15 protein-coding genes are annotated in these 18,565 nt (G+C 30.4%); 7 read left to right on the top strand and 8 right to left on the bottom strand.

All coding sequences use genetic code 11. The features are described from left to right. The first annotated feature begins 71 nt into the window (after window positions 1–71). From Q9969_RS07220 to Q9969_RS07195, 6 genes are all read left to right on the top strand, one after another. Window positions 72–200 (top strand): hypothetical protein, encoded by a 129-nt coding sequence (locus Q9969_RS07220; protein WP_305555826.1) that lies wholly within the window; start codon window positions 72–74, stop codon window positions 198–200. Window positions 201–476: 276 nt separating this feature from the next. Then, window positions 477–773: a nucleotidyltransferase domain-containing protein gene (locus tag Q9969_RS07215; protein WP_305555823.1), complete on the top strand. Its 297-nt coding sequence runs from the start codon at window positions 477–479 to the stop codon at window positions 771–773. Beyond that, on the top strand, window positions 757–1,029 hold the full coding sequence (locus tag Q9969_RS07210; RefSeq protein ID WP_305555820.1) for a HepT-like ribonuclease domain-containing protein: 273 nt from the start codon (window positions 757–759) through the stop codon (window positions 1,027–1,029). Before Q9969_RS07215 ends, Q9969_RS07210 begins: the two co-directional genes overlap by 17 nt. Before the next feature lie 416 nt (window positions 1,030–1,445). Then, complete coding sequence (locus Q9969_RS07205; RefSeq protein WP_305555817.1) at window positions 1,446–1,652, top strand: hypothetical protein; 207 nt, start codon at window positions 1,446–1,448, stop codon at window positions 1,650–1,652. A gap of 123 nt (window positions 1,653–1,775) precedes the next feature. Then, entirely contained in the window at window positions 1,776–2,003 is a 228-nt protein-coding gene (locus tag Q9969_RS07200; RefSeq protein ID WP_305555814.1) for a hypothetical protein, read from the top strand. A gap of 1,704 nt (window positions 2,004–3,707) precedes the next feature. Further along, window positions 3,708–4,790 carry a hypothetical protein gene (locus Q9969_RS07195; protein WP_305555811.1) on the top strand — a complete coding sequence of 361 codons (1,083 nt, stop codon included), beginning with the start codon at window positions 3,708–3,710 and terminating at the stop codon, window positions 4,788–4,790. A gap of 527 nt (window positions 4,791–5,317) precedes the next feature. Here Q9969_RS07195 and Q9969_RS07190 read toward each other — a convergent pair. From Q9969_RS07190 to Q9969_RS07180, 3 genes are all read right to left on the bottom strand, one after another. Continuing rightward, window positions 5,318–7,243, bottom strand: a complete 1,926-nt coding sequence (locus Q9969_RS07190; protein WP_305555808.1) for an endonuclease MutS2 — start codon at window positions 7,241–7,243, stop codon at window positions 5,318–5,320. An 882-nt stretch (window positions 7,244–8,125) separates the two neighbouring features. Then, on the bottom strand, window positions 8,126–10,543 hold the full coding sequence (locus Q9969_RS07185) for a U32 family peptidase (RefSeq protein ID WP_305555805.1): 2,418 nt from the start codon (window positions 10,541–10,543) through the stop codon (window positions 8,126–8,128). Next, the gene (locus Q9969_RS07180; RefSeq protein WP_305515645.1) at window positions 10,530–13,031 is read right to left on the bottom strand and encodes a U32 family peptidase; all 2,502 of its coding nucleotides are present in this window, start codon (window positions 13,029–13,031) and stop codon (window positions 10,530–10,532) included. The genes Q9969_RS07185 and Q9969_RS07180 overlap by 14 nt, the downstream gene beginning before the upstream one ends. 80 nt (window positions 13,032–13,111) lie before the next feature. On the opposite strand from Q9969_RS07180, the gene tmk reads away from it, so the two are divergent. Further along, window positions 13,112–13,690 carry a dTMP kinase gene (tmk, locus tag Q9969_RS07175; RefSeq protein ID WP_305515643.1) on the top strand — a complete coding sequence of 193 codons (579 nt, stop codon included), beginning with the start codon at window positions 13,112–13,114 and terminating at the stop codon, window positions 13,688–13,690. A gap of 16 nt (window positions 13,691–13,706) precedes the next feature. Here tmk and Q9969_RS07170 read toward each other — a convergent pair whose 3' ends face one another. The 5 genes from Q9969_RS07170 to Q9969_RS07150 all read right to left on the bottom strand — a co-directional run bounded on the left by Q9969_RS07170 (window position 13,707) and on the right by Q9969_RS07150 (window position 18,494). After that, a complete protein-coding gene (locus Q9969_RS07170; protein ID WP_305515641.1) occupies window positions 13,707–13,919 on the bottom strand; it encodes a hypothetical protein in 213 nt (70 codons plus the stop codon). Continuing rightward, entirely contained in the window at window positions 13,920–14,882 is a 963-nt protein-coding gene (locus Q9969_RS07165; protein ID WP_305515639.1) for a tyrosine--tRNA ligase, read from the bottom strand. It lies immediately after the preceding gene. 8 nt (window positions 14,883–14,890) lie between these two features. Further along, window positions 14,891–15,934 carry an NMD3-related protein gene (locus Q9969_RS07160; protein ID WP_305515637.1) on the bottom strand — a complete coding sequence of 348 codons (1,044 nt, stop codon included), beginning with the start codon at window positions 15,932–15,934 and terminating at the stop codon, window positions 14,891–14,893. A gap of 33 nt (window positions 15,935–15,967) precedes the next feature. Continuing rightward, window positions 15,968–16,375 (bottom strand): translation initiation factor IF-2 subunit beta, encoded by a 408-nt coding sequence (locus tag Q9969_RS07155; protein ID WP_305515634.1) that lies wholly within the window; start codon window positions 16,373–16,375, stop codon window positions 15,968–15,970. Between the two features lie 115 nt (window positions 16,376–16,490). After that, on the bottom strand, window positions 16,491–18,494 hold the full coding sequence (locus Q9969_RS07150) for a minichromosome maintenance protein MCM (protein WP_305556781.1): 2,004 nt from the start codon (window positions 18,492–18,494) through the stop codon (window positions 16,491–16,493). Window positions 18,495–18,565 lie beyond the last annotated feature (71 nt).

Genomic DNA, 18,565 nt, shown 5'->3' with positions numbered 1-18,565 from the left:
TAATAAAAACCAACTAACAGATGAAGAAAAAGAAATCTTAACAGAATTAAAACAAGACATTTATAAAAATATTGGATGCAGAAACACTCGATGATGCTAAAAAACTACGTGACATGTTGATTGATAAAAAAATACCCTCCAAACAACTTCACAATACAAAATCCTATGGAAATTCATCATTCCCAACTTTAAAAAATTAACGAACCACCTTGAAAACACGAATATTCCATCGACAAACAATAAAATCGAAAACATCTTCCAAAAAGTATTCCCAAAACATATAAAAAGAACAATGAAGATAAAACAAGGACTTTTAACAAGATTCATGCTAAAACTAAATTATTGGAACATAAAAAATGAAAAAGAAAAAAATCACACAAGTTTTTGAAAGAGCCGAATTGATCACTTCGAAAATATTTATTATTAATGAATGGGATATACTTAAATAAGAATTCATTACCTGATGGTGATTTTTCATGGTGTTTACTATTGAAGATATTAAAAAAAGAGTTTTTCCCATAGTTATCAAATATGGAATAAATACTTTCAGCCTTTTTGGATCTTATGCACGTTGTGAAGCAACTGAAGATAGTGATTTAGATTTTATAATGGATAAAGGTGATTTAAGAGGTCTGCAATATGTTTCTTTAGTTCAAGATTTAGAAGATGAATTTGAGTGCCATGTTGATGTAATTAGTAAAGGAAGTTCAAATAAAAAATTTCTTGAAGCAGTAAGTAAGGATGAGGTTCTTTTATATGAACGAAAAAGATAAAAGATATGCTGAAACCATAATTGACTACTGTAATTGCATTAATGATTATCTAAAGCGTTTTGATGATGATAAAGAAATTTACATGTCAGATAGTTTATATAAAGATGCTTGTGCATTAGTTATTATTCAAATGGGGGAATTTGCAAATAGATTTTCAGAGGAATTCCGTGAAGAATATGATGGAATTGAATGGAGTCAGTTAATTGGTTTGAGAAATGTCACTGCACATAATTATGAAATATCGTTGATGATGTAATCTGGGAAATTATTCATGAGGATGTTCCTGAAAATTTAAAGAATATTTAGGAAAAATTCTTTTTGACTAAATTTTACTGTTCTTGGGTTAAAGTAATAAATATTTTGTAATATGAGTCTGTCCAATAAATAATTTTTTCTAATTTTTTATTTTTTTTATTAATTTTTTCATTGAAAATTTGTTTATTTTTAAGATTCTTTTATAAAAAGTAGTTAATTATAAGTATGTGAGAAGATAAATAGTTATTTAATTCTACAAAACCAGAATCCTCTCACAATTTATTTTTATGTATTTTGTGACACTTAAATGTTTTGGTTTTGTCAAAAAGTTTAGGTGTTTTGATATTTATGACTTTAGTTTATGATAAATCCTCTTGTGAACAGGCTATTTTTACATGTACCTTTTCTGGATAGAATTTGAATAACAATAATATAGTTTTTACAGTTAAAAAGTTAGTAAGTAATTTTAAACGTGATTTTCCATTATTCTTTGAAAGTGATTTTAAGAGTCATGGAAGGTCTAAAGAATATTATTTGGATGATTTATTGGGTTTTGTTGTCTATGGAATTTATAATAATAGATTTAGTTGTAGAAGTTTGGCTGATTGGATAAATAATAAATGATGAATCAGTTAATTATATCTTGAATGATAAGAAAGCTAAGAAATCGATTATTCATTTGTTTTTACAGGAAAACACTTTGTTGATTAATGCATTTTTTCATTACACTGTATTTTGGGGATTAATTTGGGTTTAATTGATGGTGAGTGCGTTGCTGTTGATGGAAGCATTGTTAAAGCAAATGCGAATAATTTCCGTTTGATCAAAATTGAAGAAATTGAATTTTTGCAAAATTTGATTTTAAATTATGGCATGGACAGATGTAAAAATAGTATTTGGTACAAAATCCACAAATATTTTAATAAAAATAAAAAACAAGAAGATATTGATGAATTAATTAGTGAAATTATATGATAATTTAAATAAAAATGCATTAATTCTTCTAAAAAGACTGCTTTGATTAGTAATGGACAATGAACTATATTCTTGATTTTCTGGATGTTTTAAAGGCAAATTAATGATGGAAAACACAACTTAGTTTAACATGATCCCGAATCAAGATGGATGAAAGATAAAAAACACAATATAGGATTAAATTACAACTATCAAGTTGCAATAGACAGCAAAAATGGAATGGTAGTGGGGACAATACTTAACACAGAGTGCTACAGACCACAATGAACTATTTAAAATGTTACATGAAATAAAAATAGAAAATGGGAATTAATCCTCAAAGTAGTAGTTGCAGATAAATGGATTATAATGGAGGATGAGGTAATAAAAATATGCATATGAGAACAATATAAAATTAATAATTCCAGACCGTAGCGAAAGTAGTAAAAACCAAAATATCTTCGAAGTACTATTTCAAGTGTAAAAAGCACTCCGAATCTTAAACAATCTCTCTCCAATTCCAAAATCAAAATTTTAAAAAATCACATTATTGGACAAACTCAAATACAAATAGCATTTCTATAAAAATTTCGAATCAACAATATTTTTAAAAGAATCATTTTATTCGGCATAGTTAAACAAACTCGTAATTGTATTTCTTTTTTTAATAGTTTTATCTATTTTTGCTGTTTCGGCACAGGATAATGCTACATCTGAAATAGGTTTAGATGAAAATACAACAATTGTAGAAGTTGAAGAAAATGATGACACACTGAATGTTGAAATGAATAAAAGTGAATTAAGGGGAGGTGGTTCGGCATTTGCTGATTTGCAAAACCTAATCGACATTACTCCTGATGGAGGTGCATTAAATCTATATCAAAACTATGCCTATGAACCTGGTGACAATGTGATAACAATTAATAAACCAATAACTATCAACGGACAAGGTCACACACTTGATGGTAAATCAGCTTCAAGCATATTCTGTATAAAAGGCAATCCAGTTACATTAAAAAATATAAGATTCATAAATGCTAATAACATAGTAACAGATTATGGTGGTGCTATTTACTTACAAGGATTTAATTGTCAAATAACAAGTTGTACTTTTATAGACAACACTGCTCAGCATGGGGGTGCTGTTTATTGGAGTGGTGATAATGGTGCTTCAAATTATTGTTCTTTTAACAATAACAATGCTAAGTATTATGGTGGTGCTGTATTTTGGCATGGTGCTAATGGTGCTTTAAGTTATTGTTCTTTTAACAATAACAATGCTAAGTATTATGGTGGTGCTGTATTTTGGCATGGTGCTAATGGTGCTTTAAGTTATTCTTCTTTTAACAATAACAATGCTAAGTATTATGGTGGTGCTGTTTACTGGGAGGGTGCTAATGGTGCTTTAAGTTATTCTTCTTTTAACAATAACAATGCTAAGTATTATGGTGGTGCTGTTTACTGGGAGGGTGCTAATGGTGCTTTAAGTTATTCTTCTTTTAACAATAACAATGCTAAGTATTATGGTGGTGCTGTTTACTGGGAGGGTGCTAATGGTGCTTTAAGTTATTCTTCTTTTAACAATAACAATGCTAAGTATTATGGTGGTGCTGTTTACTGGGAGGGTGCTAATGGTGCTTTAAGTTATTCTTCTTTTAACAATAACCATGCTAAAAAGCTTGGTGGTGCTGTTTGTTGGAATGTTAATAATGGTAAATTAAGTGGTTGTCTTTTGTTAATAACTATGCTGATAGTAATAAAGGTAATGCTATTTATTTTTATAAATCAAGTGCGATTTATAATTGTATTTTTAGTATTTATCGTCCTAAAAAAACAGCTACTGTTAATGTTAAAAATTTAATTTACGATGCGGAGACTAACTATCCTGTTGCATACTATAAAAATGGTATTAATATTGTTAATGCTTTGTTAAATAATGGTATTACTTTTAATAATTTACACAATGGAAAAAATACTATTAAAATGGTATTTAATGGTTTTTCAAATTACATAATTATAACTGGTGATACTTATTTAAGGGCTAAAAATATTCTAATGTTTTATAACGACGGAACAAAGTATAAGGTTAAACTAACCAACTACAAAGGTAATCCTTTAGTTAATAAAAATGTTAAAATCACAATTGCAAATAAAAACTACTATGTGAAAACCAACAAAAAGGGTTATGCAATTTTACTTCTTAAACAAAAACCTGGAAAATACTTAGTTATCACCAGATTCAACGGAGATCGTGACTACGGATCAAGTTTATATAAAACCACACTAAAAATCATAAAATCTCCAATAACAGAAAACAAAAACATGATAATCTACTTTTTAGGAGGAACATTTAAAGTAAAAATAATCAAACTAAACAAAAAATCTGTAGGGGCTGGAAAAACAGTTAAATTCACCATTGACGGTAAAACATACACTAAAAAAACAAACAAAAACGGATACGCAAAATACGAAATCCTACAAAAATCTGGAAAATACACAATAACCACAAAATACTCCAAATTCAAACAAAAAAACACAATCAAAATCAAACCAGTACTAACAGCCAATAACGTAGTCAAGAAAAAAACAAAAACAACAATATTCAAAGCCAAACTAATAAAAACAAACGGAAGAGCAAACCCTAAAAAAACAATAACATTCAAATTCGAAGGAAAAACATACAAACAAACAACAAACAAACACAGAATCGCAACACTAAAAATCAAAAACTTAAAAATAGGCAAATACAAAATATACTCAAAATACAAAAAATCCACAATAAAAAACACAATAATAATCGAAAAATAAGGAACCCAAACTCCTTATTTTAACTTTTTTTAAAACTTAAAAAATTATTCAATATTAACAAAATTGTATGAATACTCATAAAAAATGAATTCAAAATAAATCTTAACTTAACAGCATTGTTTTTGTTCATAAAATATATATAAAGCTTACAAAAATTCAAATTCAATCTAAACATGATATAACTATGTTATCAATAATGATAGTAATTGAAAAATCCATCATGAACGCCCCTTCTTAAGTTTCTAAAAATGGGAATTATGGTGCTAAAAAGTTACTATTGCTTACAATTTTCATTCAACAAAAATATCTAAAATCAGTTACAGCAGTAACCTCCTAATCCATCAATTTCTTTAATAATATCTTTGAACATGAATACGGATTTAGATTATCCAAACATATGCCATGGGTTCCATTACAGCAAATTCCATCAACAAACAAGTTATTTTCTTGATTGACATTTAATTAAATAATAATATATTAATAATACAAAAAATAAGAATTTTTAGAAAAAATTAAGTTGACGACATTTAGAATTTTTCTAAAATTCTGGCATATACGGCTTTTAATTCATCATCTGATTTTTCATAAATTCTTTTTAGGATTAATTCAGGGGTACTTTTTGCAAGGAAGTTCATTTTAGGTGTTCTGTCAACTATTAAATTATAGTCTTCATCTAATCCTTTAGCTTCAATTCCATCTACTCTAATATCTGTGTAGTTCATTAATTCTCTTGCCATGTGAGTAACAATCACTCCATAAGAATTAGATTCTTTAATCATATCAATAAATGTGGATATAATTTTAACAGCTGCTTCAAGTTCTGTTATTCCTTCAAGTTCATCTAATAATACTAACTTTTCACTATTTGTGGTAACGATTGGTATGAACACATTTAGGAATGATTCAAATGCTCCAGCATCTAGAGATCTTTTCTTTGAGAAGTGGTAAATCTCATGGAATAATTTTATTTTAGCTTTATCCGCACTTACAGGAAGCCCCATTTGCGCCATTATTGATATTTGAGTTAGGGTTTCTAAAAGTGTTGTTTTACCTCCACTGTTTGCTCCTGTTAGAAGTGCAATATTTTCTTTTTTGCTTAATTCATAATCAATATTTTGCACATGATCTTTATCTTTTTTAAGTGCCAATTCTAAGTGTATTGCTCCTGTTAATTTTATTTCATCACTGAATTCTGGCTTACATAAATCATATTCGTATGCAAAGCTTCCTAAACTGAATTCATAGTCAAATTTGATTGTATCGTTTACTTCTTTGATAGCTTTTTCTTTTATAGAATTTAATTCAATTGCGGCTGTTTTTTTAATGTCGAATATGTCGTTTTCTTTTTTAGATGCCTGTTCAATGGTTACTCTTTGAATTTCTGTTTCATCAATTTGAATTGGATATGTTCTAAGGTATGGATCAAAACTTAAACCAGTTTTCTCGCGGATAATTTCCTTACGTTTGTTTATAATTTCATCGAATATTTTGCTAATTTTTGGTGGGAAGTTATTGTTTAATAAGTTGAGAATTTCACCTCCTTCAAGGTCAACTTGTTTGATGGATTTTTCTAATTCTTCATCCATCTCCTCTTTTAGAGAAAGTACAAGTTTTTCAATATCCACTTCACGCTTATCAATAATGTTCAATTCATCAATTAGTGGAATTATTTCTCCTAAAACACTTTCATTATTTCTAATCTTTTGTATTTCATAAACTTTGGAGAATAATTCTTTATTTTGGATAAAAAAGTTTATGATTTTTTCAGGAATAATTTCATAATCATTTTCATCAATGTTTATCATAATAAGGTTTGGCATTCCTTCAAAATCAAGTATTCCTTGAGAATAAACATAAAATACTAGATCATAATTCAATAATTCCTCTTTTAGTAGTGGGGAATCACTAGCAGTTATGATTGGGTAATATTGATTCAATCCTAAGTCTGTAAGATATGAATTGTCTTCTTCACTTTCAACAATAATGGCTTTACTTGGGTCATATTCCGGTTTTACTTCTTCAACTTCTTTTAAATTTTTCATTAATCCTCTTAATTTAATAATTGGAAGTTGTGAAACATGCTCCTTTGCGGTCATTACAAAATTAAGGTTTGAATTAATTTTATCAATATTTTTTGACGGTGAGAGTAATAGGATTCTATTTTTAGAATAAGAAGTATTAGAATATGCCAAAATCTTGTTTATAATATCTTCATAAATCTCCATTGCCCTATCACTTTTTATAAACTGATATTCAGGGTTATTCAGTAGTTGATTCATTATTTCAATAGCTTTTCTTTGGCTTATGCCTTCAATATTCGCTATTTTTTCAACATCAATATCTTCAACTATTTTTTGGAGTTCCTCTTCTCCTCCAACACTATTGATTATTTTTTCAGAGATTTTATCTCCAACGCCTTTAATATTTTGCAATGTAATTCTTTCTCCACACATTTTACCAAACCTTTTTTGTAAATATAGTATAAAGTTGATATGTTATTCTAATTTGCCAAGAGCATTTGAAAAGTATTTGTGCAACAAGCTAGGATCTATCCGTTAAAATCGGCGAAATTTTATTTCAATCCTCTTTATGATGAAATTTTCCCCATTGAAACTCATAATCTGGTAATTGATTATGGGTTCATGATATATGTCCAATTAAATATAAAGCATTCATCATATTTATAGTAGGGAAAGAATGAAAAAAGGTTAATGAAAGCGAAGAATTGTAGTCTTCGCAAAACAAGACAATAGGGGGAATGCGACGTTAAATTTATTTAACTGCTGCTGAACAGCAAATTCATAGAAATCATCAATAAATATGTGGTTGTTTTGCCGTAACCTTACAGTAATTTGCCTGAGCAGTGATGTAACATTATTAATTCGATATGAAGCAGATCAACTTTTTAGGCCTCACAACAATTTGTGAGTAAGCGAATTGTAAATGAAGTCTAAATCCTTAGAAGATAAAGGATATCAGGGAAAGTGAAAGCCATTAAATGTCAAAAGACAATAAGGAAATAGGAATAATGACTATAATGGATACCGTGCCTTGTGCATGGCATGGATAACATGGATGGCTTCTGTTGGTGGAAAAAGTGAATATAAAATGAATAAAAATCATTAATTCAAATGATTGGTGATGGAGGATATATGCTCAAAACAATAATGTTTATGTGTCCACAACACAATACGCTACGGATTGGGTCACTATCAACTGCTACAATGTTGAGAAGTAGGATGTAAGTTAAAGTTCTGCATTGTCAGTGTCTTCGGAAACGGATACATACGGTTCTTAAGAGCGTGCGAACGAGCAATCGTCCAATATTATCTGACTTAATAATTGGCTGGTGTATTTTTTGGGGAATATTTTTCTAATTCTTGTTTGAGGATATTCCCAGTTAATGCTTCCTGATAGATATTTACTATTTTATAATAAGAATCCTTCCTATATCTTCCATCTATTGAGAAATTGCAATAACCAAGATTTTTCAAGTGATCTATTTCGTCTATAAGTGATAGGTCCCGTTCATTGAAGATAATCAATTCTTCTGATGAAATACTTTTATGAATTGGATGCTTGTTCTTTTTTTCATCAATTAAATAATTTTTATAATCTCTTTTACTTTCATTTCCATATAAAATCGGATATCGTGTTTTCATTAACTCAACACGTCCATGAACCAGTATTTCAACTTTATTGGGGTTCATGCAATATTTGATAATCTCTTCATAATCTTTTTTGCGAAGTTCTGGTGAAACTGTTAATATTTTATAGTTCTCAAGACTGTTGATTGAGTAATTATTTGCAATGTTCATTGAGTAGGAAGCATATTCTCCATTAAAGGAATTGCTCATGATTGGAATGGTGTAGTGCATTTTGTTTAATATTCCTCTTACTTTATTCAATGCTTTAATAAGTTTATCGTGAGCAATATCCGGCCATTTCCAAATCAATTCATAATTTTTACCATTTGCAATTTCAATAGCTTTTTTAATAAAATTTACAATGTAATTAATGTTATAGTTTCCATTTTCAAGGGATAATGAATCATCTTGGGGTGGAATTTCCAGATAAACTCTTTTAACTCCTGTGATGTTTTCCAGGTGCTTTAAATTATTGGTATAGAATGAAAAATTAATTTCTGCTTCTTTTTGATTGATTTCCTTTTTATTTAATCTAATGGTCTCTGGTTCATGTTTATATGAGTCGATTACTTCATTTTCTAATTTTTCAAATAAATTTCTTCTAAGTTTATTAATTTTACTAATTGGGATGAATAATGTTCCATCATAGTTAATATTGATTTGTGCAATTTCAAATGGATATTTATCCATTTTTAATAATTGGTTTTTAATTGTATCTTGACTGATGCTCTTTTTTAAAGGTTTTTCAAATGGTGTATTTCCCATAACTTCACAAGTCACTTCTTTGTGGTTTGCAAGGGTCAATCTTGCTTTCAGGACAGGATATTTATTTCTTATAGAAAACGTCAGCATCAATTTTGATTTGACATAACTTGAACCTTTATTCTCAATTTCTTTAACTTTTTTCGATAAATTGTTTTTCTTTGTTAGGTATACATCAGATTCATTTAAATTAAAGTCTGCCTTTTTATTTTGCCATACTTTTTTAACAATCAGCACTTTATTCTTACGGGTCAGGTCTTTTACAGGTTTATTTTTACCTTTTTGGAAATGATTCAAGGTTGTTATTAGGGGATCTTGTGATATCTCAAAACCATAATCGTCATTATTTTTAACTATCAGTAATCCGTCCCCTTTCTCAGGCATAGTTTTGATATGATCATTCATACGTATTGCAAGTTGATTTTCACTGCTTTTAATTACACGACCTATTTTTAAACCGATATGGCCTGCACGTATGCTTCTTTTAGATTTATTTAGAAATTGCCCTTCATTAAATCCTCTATTAAATACCAAATTAATTTCTTCAGAAGTGCTTTCTTTTCCACTTTTTAATCTATTCAATGCCTTTCTATAATTGCTTACAACAATAGTCAAGTATTCCTTTGACCTCATTCTTCCTTCAATTTTAATGCAGCGAATATCTAACTCAGCAATCTCTTTTAGATGGTTAAACAGGTTCAAATCACTTGGAGATAAGTAATAATCTTGTTTTTTCATACCTTCAATTAGGTATTTTTGACGGCAAGGTTGGGCGCAGGTTCCTCTGTTTCCGCTTCTTCCACCTTTAAAACTACTCATTAGACATTGTCCGGAATAGGAATAACATAATGCTCCATGAACGAAAATTTCAAGTTCCATATTTGTTTTAAGATTTTCAATTTCTTCTTTTCTCATTTCTCTTGGAAGAACAACTCTTTTAATTCCTTTACTTTCAAGATAATCTATTTTAAGCTGATTTTCACAAGTCATTTGTGTTGAAGCATGAATTTTCAAATTTGGTAAGTGTTTTCTGATCAGCTCAACTAATCCTAAGTCCTGTACCAAAACAGCATCTGTCCCCATTGCATATAGCTTGGCTAAATAGTTTATAACATTTTCAAGTTCGTCTTCCTTAATTAATGTATTGACAGTAACATAAACTTTAACATTATGCATATGTGCCATGTTTACTGCTTCCTCAATTTCATCTAATGTGAAGTTAGTCGCGTATTTGCGGGCACCATAATTCTTTCCAGATAGATAAACTGCACTGGCACCGGCATTAATCGCAACTTTTAGATGATCCATTGACCCAACAGGCGCAAGTAATTCAGGAATTCTCATGTAATCTGCCCTCAATATAATTGCCTTTGTTAATGTAGGATTGTGAGAAATCCATAATTTGGTATTTATATTTACTTAATTCCTCTGGGTCTTTATTTTTAAGACTTTCAGTATAAATTGATAAGATTTGAGAAGTATATTTCTCATTTGAGTATCTGCAATCTAAAATTAAACAGTCAAGACCCATTTCTTTAATTTCATTCATCTCTTCAATTAAACATAAACAATCCTTGTTGATAATATGGCTTTGTCGGTTATAGTCAAAGAATACTTTATATTTGAATTTTTTTCTTTTTTTATCTTCTAAAGTTGCATAATCAGAATCATTTGAAATAATGAAATCTTTTCCATCATTTAAATTGGTGAAATCGTCCTTACTTACAATCACTTCCAAGTTTCCATTAACAATCATTTCCAAATCAATATTCTTGTCATGATTTTTAAGCACGATTTGCTTGATTTCCTCACCTGAAAGTTCAGATGATAAGATTAATGATTTAAAATTGGATGCATTCAGATTATGCACACAGAAACTATTCCAAACATTCAAATTGTGATTTCCATAAATTGGACAGTCAAATAGGTCATTCATACCTGGAAAATCCCCCATTACAGAAACAATGATTCCTTCATTTTCAAGTTCCTTAATGATTTCACTACATTTAACGGCGTCTTCTTGTGTTATGAAGGAGGATAAAACCCAAACGAATTCTGTTGGAGCCGCCATCAAACTGCCTTTCTTTAAAGTTTCTTTTATATTTTCAAAGTAATCTTCAGGGTTGTTATAGTGACAATTGCCATCAAAATAAATTCTTTTCAAATCAAAACCAGAAGCGGATCTGATTTGTGCGATATCATCGATAAATATTGATAATTTCGGAGTTTTCTTTTTAATTTTGCCGGGATTTTCAGTATAATCTTTGAAAAATTTAGTTAAATCTTTACGAACCGCCTTTATGGATTTTTTATTAGGTGTGTAGTGATTTAATAATAATTCAGTTGCAGTATCTAGGATTTCGCGCCTTATCTGATTAATTTCACCTAAGGGTATGAAAATATCATTGGGCATATTGTTAAATCGGATATTTCCAATATAAAATGGGGTGTTGCCTGTCCTTTTCAATTGTTTTTCCATTACCTCTTCAGTCAATGGCTTGTTTTTAGCTTTTTCAAATTTATCAAGTGTTTTATGTCTGAAATTAATTAATTCATCATCAAGGTGAAATTCGACCTTAGTATAAAGGTTTAAATCCTCATCCCAAGTAAGGGACAATTCAATAGCAACATTGTTTTTAATTGTTTCTTTTTCAAACTGCTTTAAATATTCGTGGGTTGATTTAGAATAGCTAATGAATACTTCAGTTCCAACTTTAACAAGACGTGTAGTGTCTATGATTATTTCATTTTCATCTTGTTTTATGATGTTTTCTAAATATATCCCTTTGATTTTTCCATTGTATTTAAAAGCAATTCCATCTCCTGGTTCTAAAATAATTGGAATTTCTTTGTTTTTAATTTCAATTGTAACTTTAGTGTCTTCAATGTTTACAATATCTCCGATATATAATCCTTCATGACCAGAATGGCCTCTTCCCATTACCTCTCCAGGTTTATCCCCCAGCATATATCCTTCGGTAAATTGACGATTGAAAACAAGGTGCAGGTCTTTTTTATAATCTCCTGAATTTCCATCAATTATGTTTCTGTAACTGTTAACAATTGTTCCGATGTAGTCTTTTGATTTCATACGGCCTTCAAGCTTTAAGGATTTAACTCCTGCATCTGAAATATCAGTTAGGTGATTATATGTTGCAAGGTCATGTGTAGATAATAAATAACCATTTCCAATATTGTATCCTCTGTATTTTAGACGATATTCTCGCCTGCATGGTTGGGCGCAAGCTCCACGATTGCCGCTTCTTCCACTGTTGTATGAGGACATGTAGCATTTTCCACTAACACAATAGCATAATGCGCCATGTCCAAATACTTCAATATCCATGTCAATATGGTCTTTTTCAAGTTGGTTTTTGGTGTTTCTGATTTCATCAAGTGTGACTTCTCTTGGAAGAACCACTCTTTTAATATTGTTCTTACTGGCCCATTTTATTGAGGAATAATTATTCAATCCCATTTGTGTTGATGCATGAACTTCCAAATCCGGAATAAATGTCTTTAAAAGCCAAATTAATCCTAAATCCTGTACAATAACTGCATCCACTCCAATTTGATATAATTTAAATAAGTATTTTAACACATCAACAACTTCAAAATTGTTTATTAATGTGTTTACAGTTACATGGACTTTGCTGCCATTTAGATGAGCGTAGTTAACTGCTTTTTCAATTTCTTCTATTGTGAAATTCTTAGCATATGCTCTAGCACCATATTGTTGGCTTGCAATGTAAACTGCATCAGCTCCCGCATTAACTGCAACCACTAATACATCATAAGACCCTGCCGGAGCTAATAATTCTTTTAAAACCATTTTATTTCTACACCCTGATTGATTTGTTCATTTAAGTTTTTGTACTTAATTATATATTAAATTAAAACATAATCTATTTTATGTATATAGTATTTGAGGGAATTGATGGAGCTGGTAAATCTACTCAAATCCAATTATTAAAAGAATGGCTTGAAGCAAATGGATTCAGAGTAGAAACATTAATTGAACCGACTGATTCAGAAGTTGGAAAACTTATTAGAAAGATTCTGCAACGCCCTGATGCAACAACTGACAGAGTTCAAAAAACCCTAGGTTTACTTTTTGCAGCAGACAGAATGCTGATGGGGGATAAATTAAATGATGAATCAAAAATAATTATTTCAGATAGGTCATTTATTTCAAGTTTAGCTTATCAGGAACCTGCCGATTGGATTGAAGTTTTAAACAAATATGCTAAAAAACCTGATTTATTGTTGCTTCTTGATTTGGATGTTAAAAAATCCGTTGCAAGAACTTCTGGTAGGGATACTTTTGAAAATGAAGAATTTTTAAATAATGTTAAGGAAAATTACCTAAAACTGATTGAAAATTATGAACATCAAATAATTGATGCAAATAATGGAGTAAACAAAGTATCTTCGGATATAAAAAAAGCAGTAGCACCATATCTTGGAATCTGTCCCGATTGCATACTATAATTAAAAATAAAGGGAATTATTTTTTCCCTTCTAATTCTTCTAATCTTTCACGAATGGCGTTTTCTAAAAACTCTCTAACTTTTACAAGCTCTTCATATTCCCCAATAATTTTTGGACCAAATTCAGTTTGTTCTAGTTTAATGTCAAACTTTTCAAATGCATGAGCAAGCATTTGTTCGCCAACACCATTAGGCAAACCCATTTCAAATTCTTCTTTCTCTTCAACCATTTAATTTTCCTCCATGTACTTTCTTACCGGAGCAAAGAATTCAATTAAGAAATCCTTAATTCCATTTTTCAAATCCATTGGATGTAAATTACCTTCACTAAAGTCCTTAATCAACTCATCATGTGTTAATTCAATGTCTCCACCGAATTTTTCAGGTCTTTTAATTAATAAAGTATCTTGATTTGGAAAAACAAAGGTTTTTGCGATTTCAATCATCGAATTTCCTTCAATTTCTCCTTGCGGGCAGTAACTTTTGTTGATTTTTTTAGATATTTCTTCAACGCTATCGTCTACAGCGATATAGTTTCCTTTACTTGAAGACATTTTAGCATCACCGTCAAGGCCATGTAATAATGGTGTGTGGATACAAACAGGCACATTTTCACCTATTTTTTCTAAGTTTTCACGTGCTAGCATTTGGATTTTTCTCTGTTCCATTCCCCCAAGTGCAATGTCCACTTCAAGAGCACTCATATCAACAGTTTGCATAATAGGATAAACTACACTTGCTACTTTAGGATTGTCGTCTGCACGACTTACTTGATCCATACTTCTTCTTGCTCTTTTTAAAGTAGTCATAGTAGCTAATTTATAAACTTTATCAGTGTAGTCAGGTTTCAATTGGAATGAGGAACCGTAAACATATTCTGTTGTTTCATCAAGACCTAACGCCTGGAAACATTTTTTGTTGTACTCAGCAGTTTCTGCAATTTCTTCAACACTTCCTTTTCCGTTTAAAAATGCATGGTAATCTGCTAAAAGGATTTTAATTTTAAAACCTAACTTTTGTAATTGTTTTAATTTTTGTACCGTTACTGCATGTCCTAAATGAATTTTACCTGAAGGTTCATAACCGGTGTAAGCTATAGGCTGTTTTTTTTTAAGCACTTCTTTCAATTCTTCTGCATCTATAACTTCCAGAGTTCCTTCTTCAATCAATTGAATCTTTTCTTCAATATTCATGTTATCACTTAAATTAATAAATAAACGTAGCTATCAATTCTGATAAGTTTCACTTCTTCTCCAACATCTAATTTTTCATATTCCTCACACATATTCAAATCCACAGCTGAATAATCGAGAGGGTCTAGAATTTGTATGAATTGAGGAGATTTTGATATGACTGTTGTAGTTCCTATTTCCGATGACTTTTTAACAAGTTTAATGTCTTCCATATTTTTCATAGGAATATTATGCTTTTTGTGTGTGGAGATATCTACTCCTAAAACACTATTTTTACTGATGCTATTTATCCTGATTATTTTATCTTCATATTTTACAAAATCATCTATTTCAAATTCAGGAATTCTAACTGAAATCCAAATTCTGTACAATCCTTTACCTGTTGATTTGTCCTCACTTATAAGTCTCGGAGACTCTTTAACGATTCCTCCAAACTCTTCAGTCAATGCTTCAGCAACTTTTTTTCCTGATTTGAAGGAACCAATGTAGTAATCATAACCTTCTTTTAGCTTAGCTATTTGCGGACAGTATGCTAATTTATCGCTTTTTGATTGTTTAATTAAAGTTCTCTCAACAATCTCATCAGCTTTTCCATATTCTTCAGGTTTTATTTCTCTTGAATCAGCTCTAAATTGAATAACAGTTTCATAGTATCCTGACTGCATTTTGCTGCATGTTGGACAAACTGTTTTTAGGATTTTAACTTCACTTTCATGAGTTTCTTCAATTTGAGTTCCATGAACTTCACCAATAACCTCAACATAACAAGAAGCTATTGTGCCTTTAATCTGATCAATTTCAAGGTTTATGATTTCGTTTTCAACTTCATCAGCGATTTTAATGTTCCTCTCAAGTGCACGATAAATAATTTCTTCTTCGGGAATGTTTTCTTCCCCCCATTTCCCTTCTTCAAGTTTGCTATTGCAATGGCTGCAGATTTGAACTTCAATACGTTTCGCTATTTCAATCATCTGAAATTTTTTTAAAAAACAGCCTATGCAGATGTCACCAACCATTTCTTTATCAGTACTTCCGCACTCTGGACAAAACATAATATCTGAAAAAATAAGTAAAAAAAAGTAGAATTATAAAGTTTTTAAAGGAGCTGTTGCACCGCATGCAGCACATTTAAGTAAGAATATTCTACCTTCTCTGATAATTTTGGTATCTGGTCTGTTACATTCATGACAAATAACATATTTGTCTACATAGTCTTCAATTCTCTCATTAATCAAGTAATGAGTAAATTTTCCTTGTAAAATTGCTCTTTGACCTTCAATATTTCCTGCAGTACCTAATTCTCTCATTAAGAATTTTAATAAATGTTGAGGGTCTCTACTTAAACCTTCTGAAACATCTTTAAAGTTTTTAATAAATGTTCTATTACCTTGGATATCTGAATAAGCTTTAGGAATTTTGAATCTTTTGTGTTCAAATACTTCAGGAGGTAATTGGTCTATTGCTCTGTCTAATAAATCTTCGTATTTATCCATAATTATCTCTCCTAATAAAATTAGTATAAGTATAATACACTAATTTTAAATTTAATCATTTATTAATGTATTGTTATTTTGGAAAATTTCCAAATAAAAATAAAAATTGAATAATTTAGACAACACGCCTAAAGTATCCATTGGTTGGCTGATAGATAACTCCTTTTTGAACAAGGTTTTTAACAATTTGTTCAGTTTTATCTTCACTTATTCCATATTTTTCACTCATATTTGACAGTAACACGTTTAATGGAGCTTGTCCAGCATATTCCTCTTCAAGATTTTTGATTTCTTCAGTTACTCTTTGGATTTTATCTCTGTCAGATTTTGGTGTTCCCCCACCAACAATATCCACATCCATTTCACCAGTTTCGGGGTCTACTCCAACTTCTTTAAGACATGCCATTTGCAATCTAACAGCTTTTTCAGCATCTTCTTTGTCAACAGTTTCTTTAAGTTTAATTTTAGCGCTGGCTTCTGATAAACGAATGATAGCTTCTAATTGTCTTGCAGTGATTGGAACTGGGCCTTGTTCTTCAGAATTGCTATTTCTTGTATTTACATAGAACTCTCTTAAAACTTCGTTAGCTTCATCAGTTAAGTGGGGTTTGATGTTTTTACGAGCATATGCAATATATTTTCTAAGTAAATCTGGTTCGATTTCATATTCAACAGTATTTTCTTTATGTATTTTCAAAATATGCTCTGCTAATTTTGAATCTCCTTCTCTGCTTGGTTTGTCTTCAATAACAAAGATTAAATCAAAACGGGAAATGATTGGGGCTGGTAAGTCAATTTGTTCTGCAAGAACTTTATAGCGATCAAATCTTCCAAATTTAGGGTTTGCTGCTGCAAGAACAGAACATCTTGAGTTTAATGTTGCCATAATTCCTGCTTTTGCAATACTTACAGTTTGTTGTTCTAATGCTTCGTGAAGTGCTGAACGATCTTCTGACCTCATTTTATCCAATTCGTCAACACATACGTTACCCTGATCCCCAAGTACCAATGCACCTGCTTCAAGAGACCATCCGCCAAGTTCGTCTCTAACTGCAGCTGCAGTTAATCCTGCACCAGTTGTACCTTTACCGCTTGTGTAAATACTTCTTGGGGCAAGTCTTGAAACATATTTCAATATTTGGGATTTACCGATACCTGGATCTCCAACAATCAAAATGTGGATGTCTCCTCTTAATTTAGTTTCATCTTCGAGTTGTTTTGCAGCTCCTCCAAATAATTGAAGAGCTATAGCTTCTTTAACATCTCTATATCCTCTAATGGATGGGGCAGTTGATTTAATTATTTTGTCATAAATATGAGGGTCTTTCGATAATTCGATGATTTTTTCCTCATCCTCTTCAGAGAGCTGTAACTCTTCAAATTCCTGTTCTAAAGGTTCAATATGGTTTACATAAATATAATTTTTAAATTTACCGCTTCTCTCCTCTCTGAATGTTTTTAATGTTCCAGTTATTCTTACTTTATCTCCCGGATTTAATTCATCTACTAAATCATCTTCTAAAACCATCAGCATCTGCTTAGGTTCAGTTCCTCCAGATAAATTCTCTAAAGGTTCTTGCATCCTAGCAGTTTGAGTATCAATGTATTTTGATTCTTCTTGAAGTAATCTAAATGATCTTCCACCGCATTCACTACATAATGACGGTTCAATAATGCGATTTCCTGAAGTTTGCTCAACCTCGTGCAATCTCATACATCCTCTACATTCAAAAACACCGGTTTCAATACGTGGTCTGATTTCATCAGTTTTCCTTACAATTCCATCAGCAGAAACAAATGTTCCTATATACTTGCTTAAAAGAGTTTTTAAAGGAATTACATTTGTTAAATTTTCAAAACGGATATTGATTTCTGCATCTTTAACTAATGGATCAATATTTTTAATAGCTATTTGAGCAGATGCAATAACCTCTTCAGGTTTTTCAATTAACAAATCCGCTAAATTAGGATCGAACATTTCTAATGATTGATAGTTTACAGTAAGTGATCGCTCATCAGGATATTTTTCGAGTATTTTAAATACATCATCCTTATATGATGTTGCGAAAAATTCTTCAAATTTTGCGGTTGATGTTTGAGTTTTATTAGTTGAGTTCATTGTCATAATATTAATTGTTCATACCTTAAAAAATATTGCATGAACTTCCTAAAAAGCAACATTAATATACT

Source organism: Methanobrevibacter sp. V74 (assembly GCF_963082495.1).
In the GTDB taxonomy this organism is placed as follows: Archaea; Methanobacteriota; Methanobacteria; order Methanobacteriales; family Methanobacteriaceae; genus Methanocatella.
Note: the sequence above shows the minus strand (reverse complement) of the source record. Positions and strands in the feature narration are given on the sequence as shown.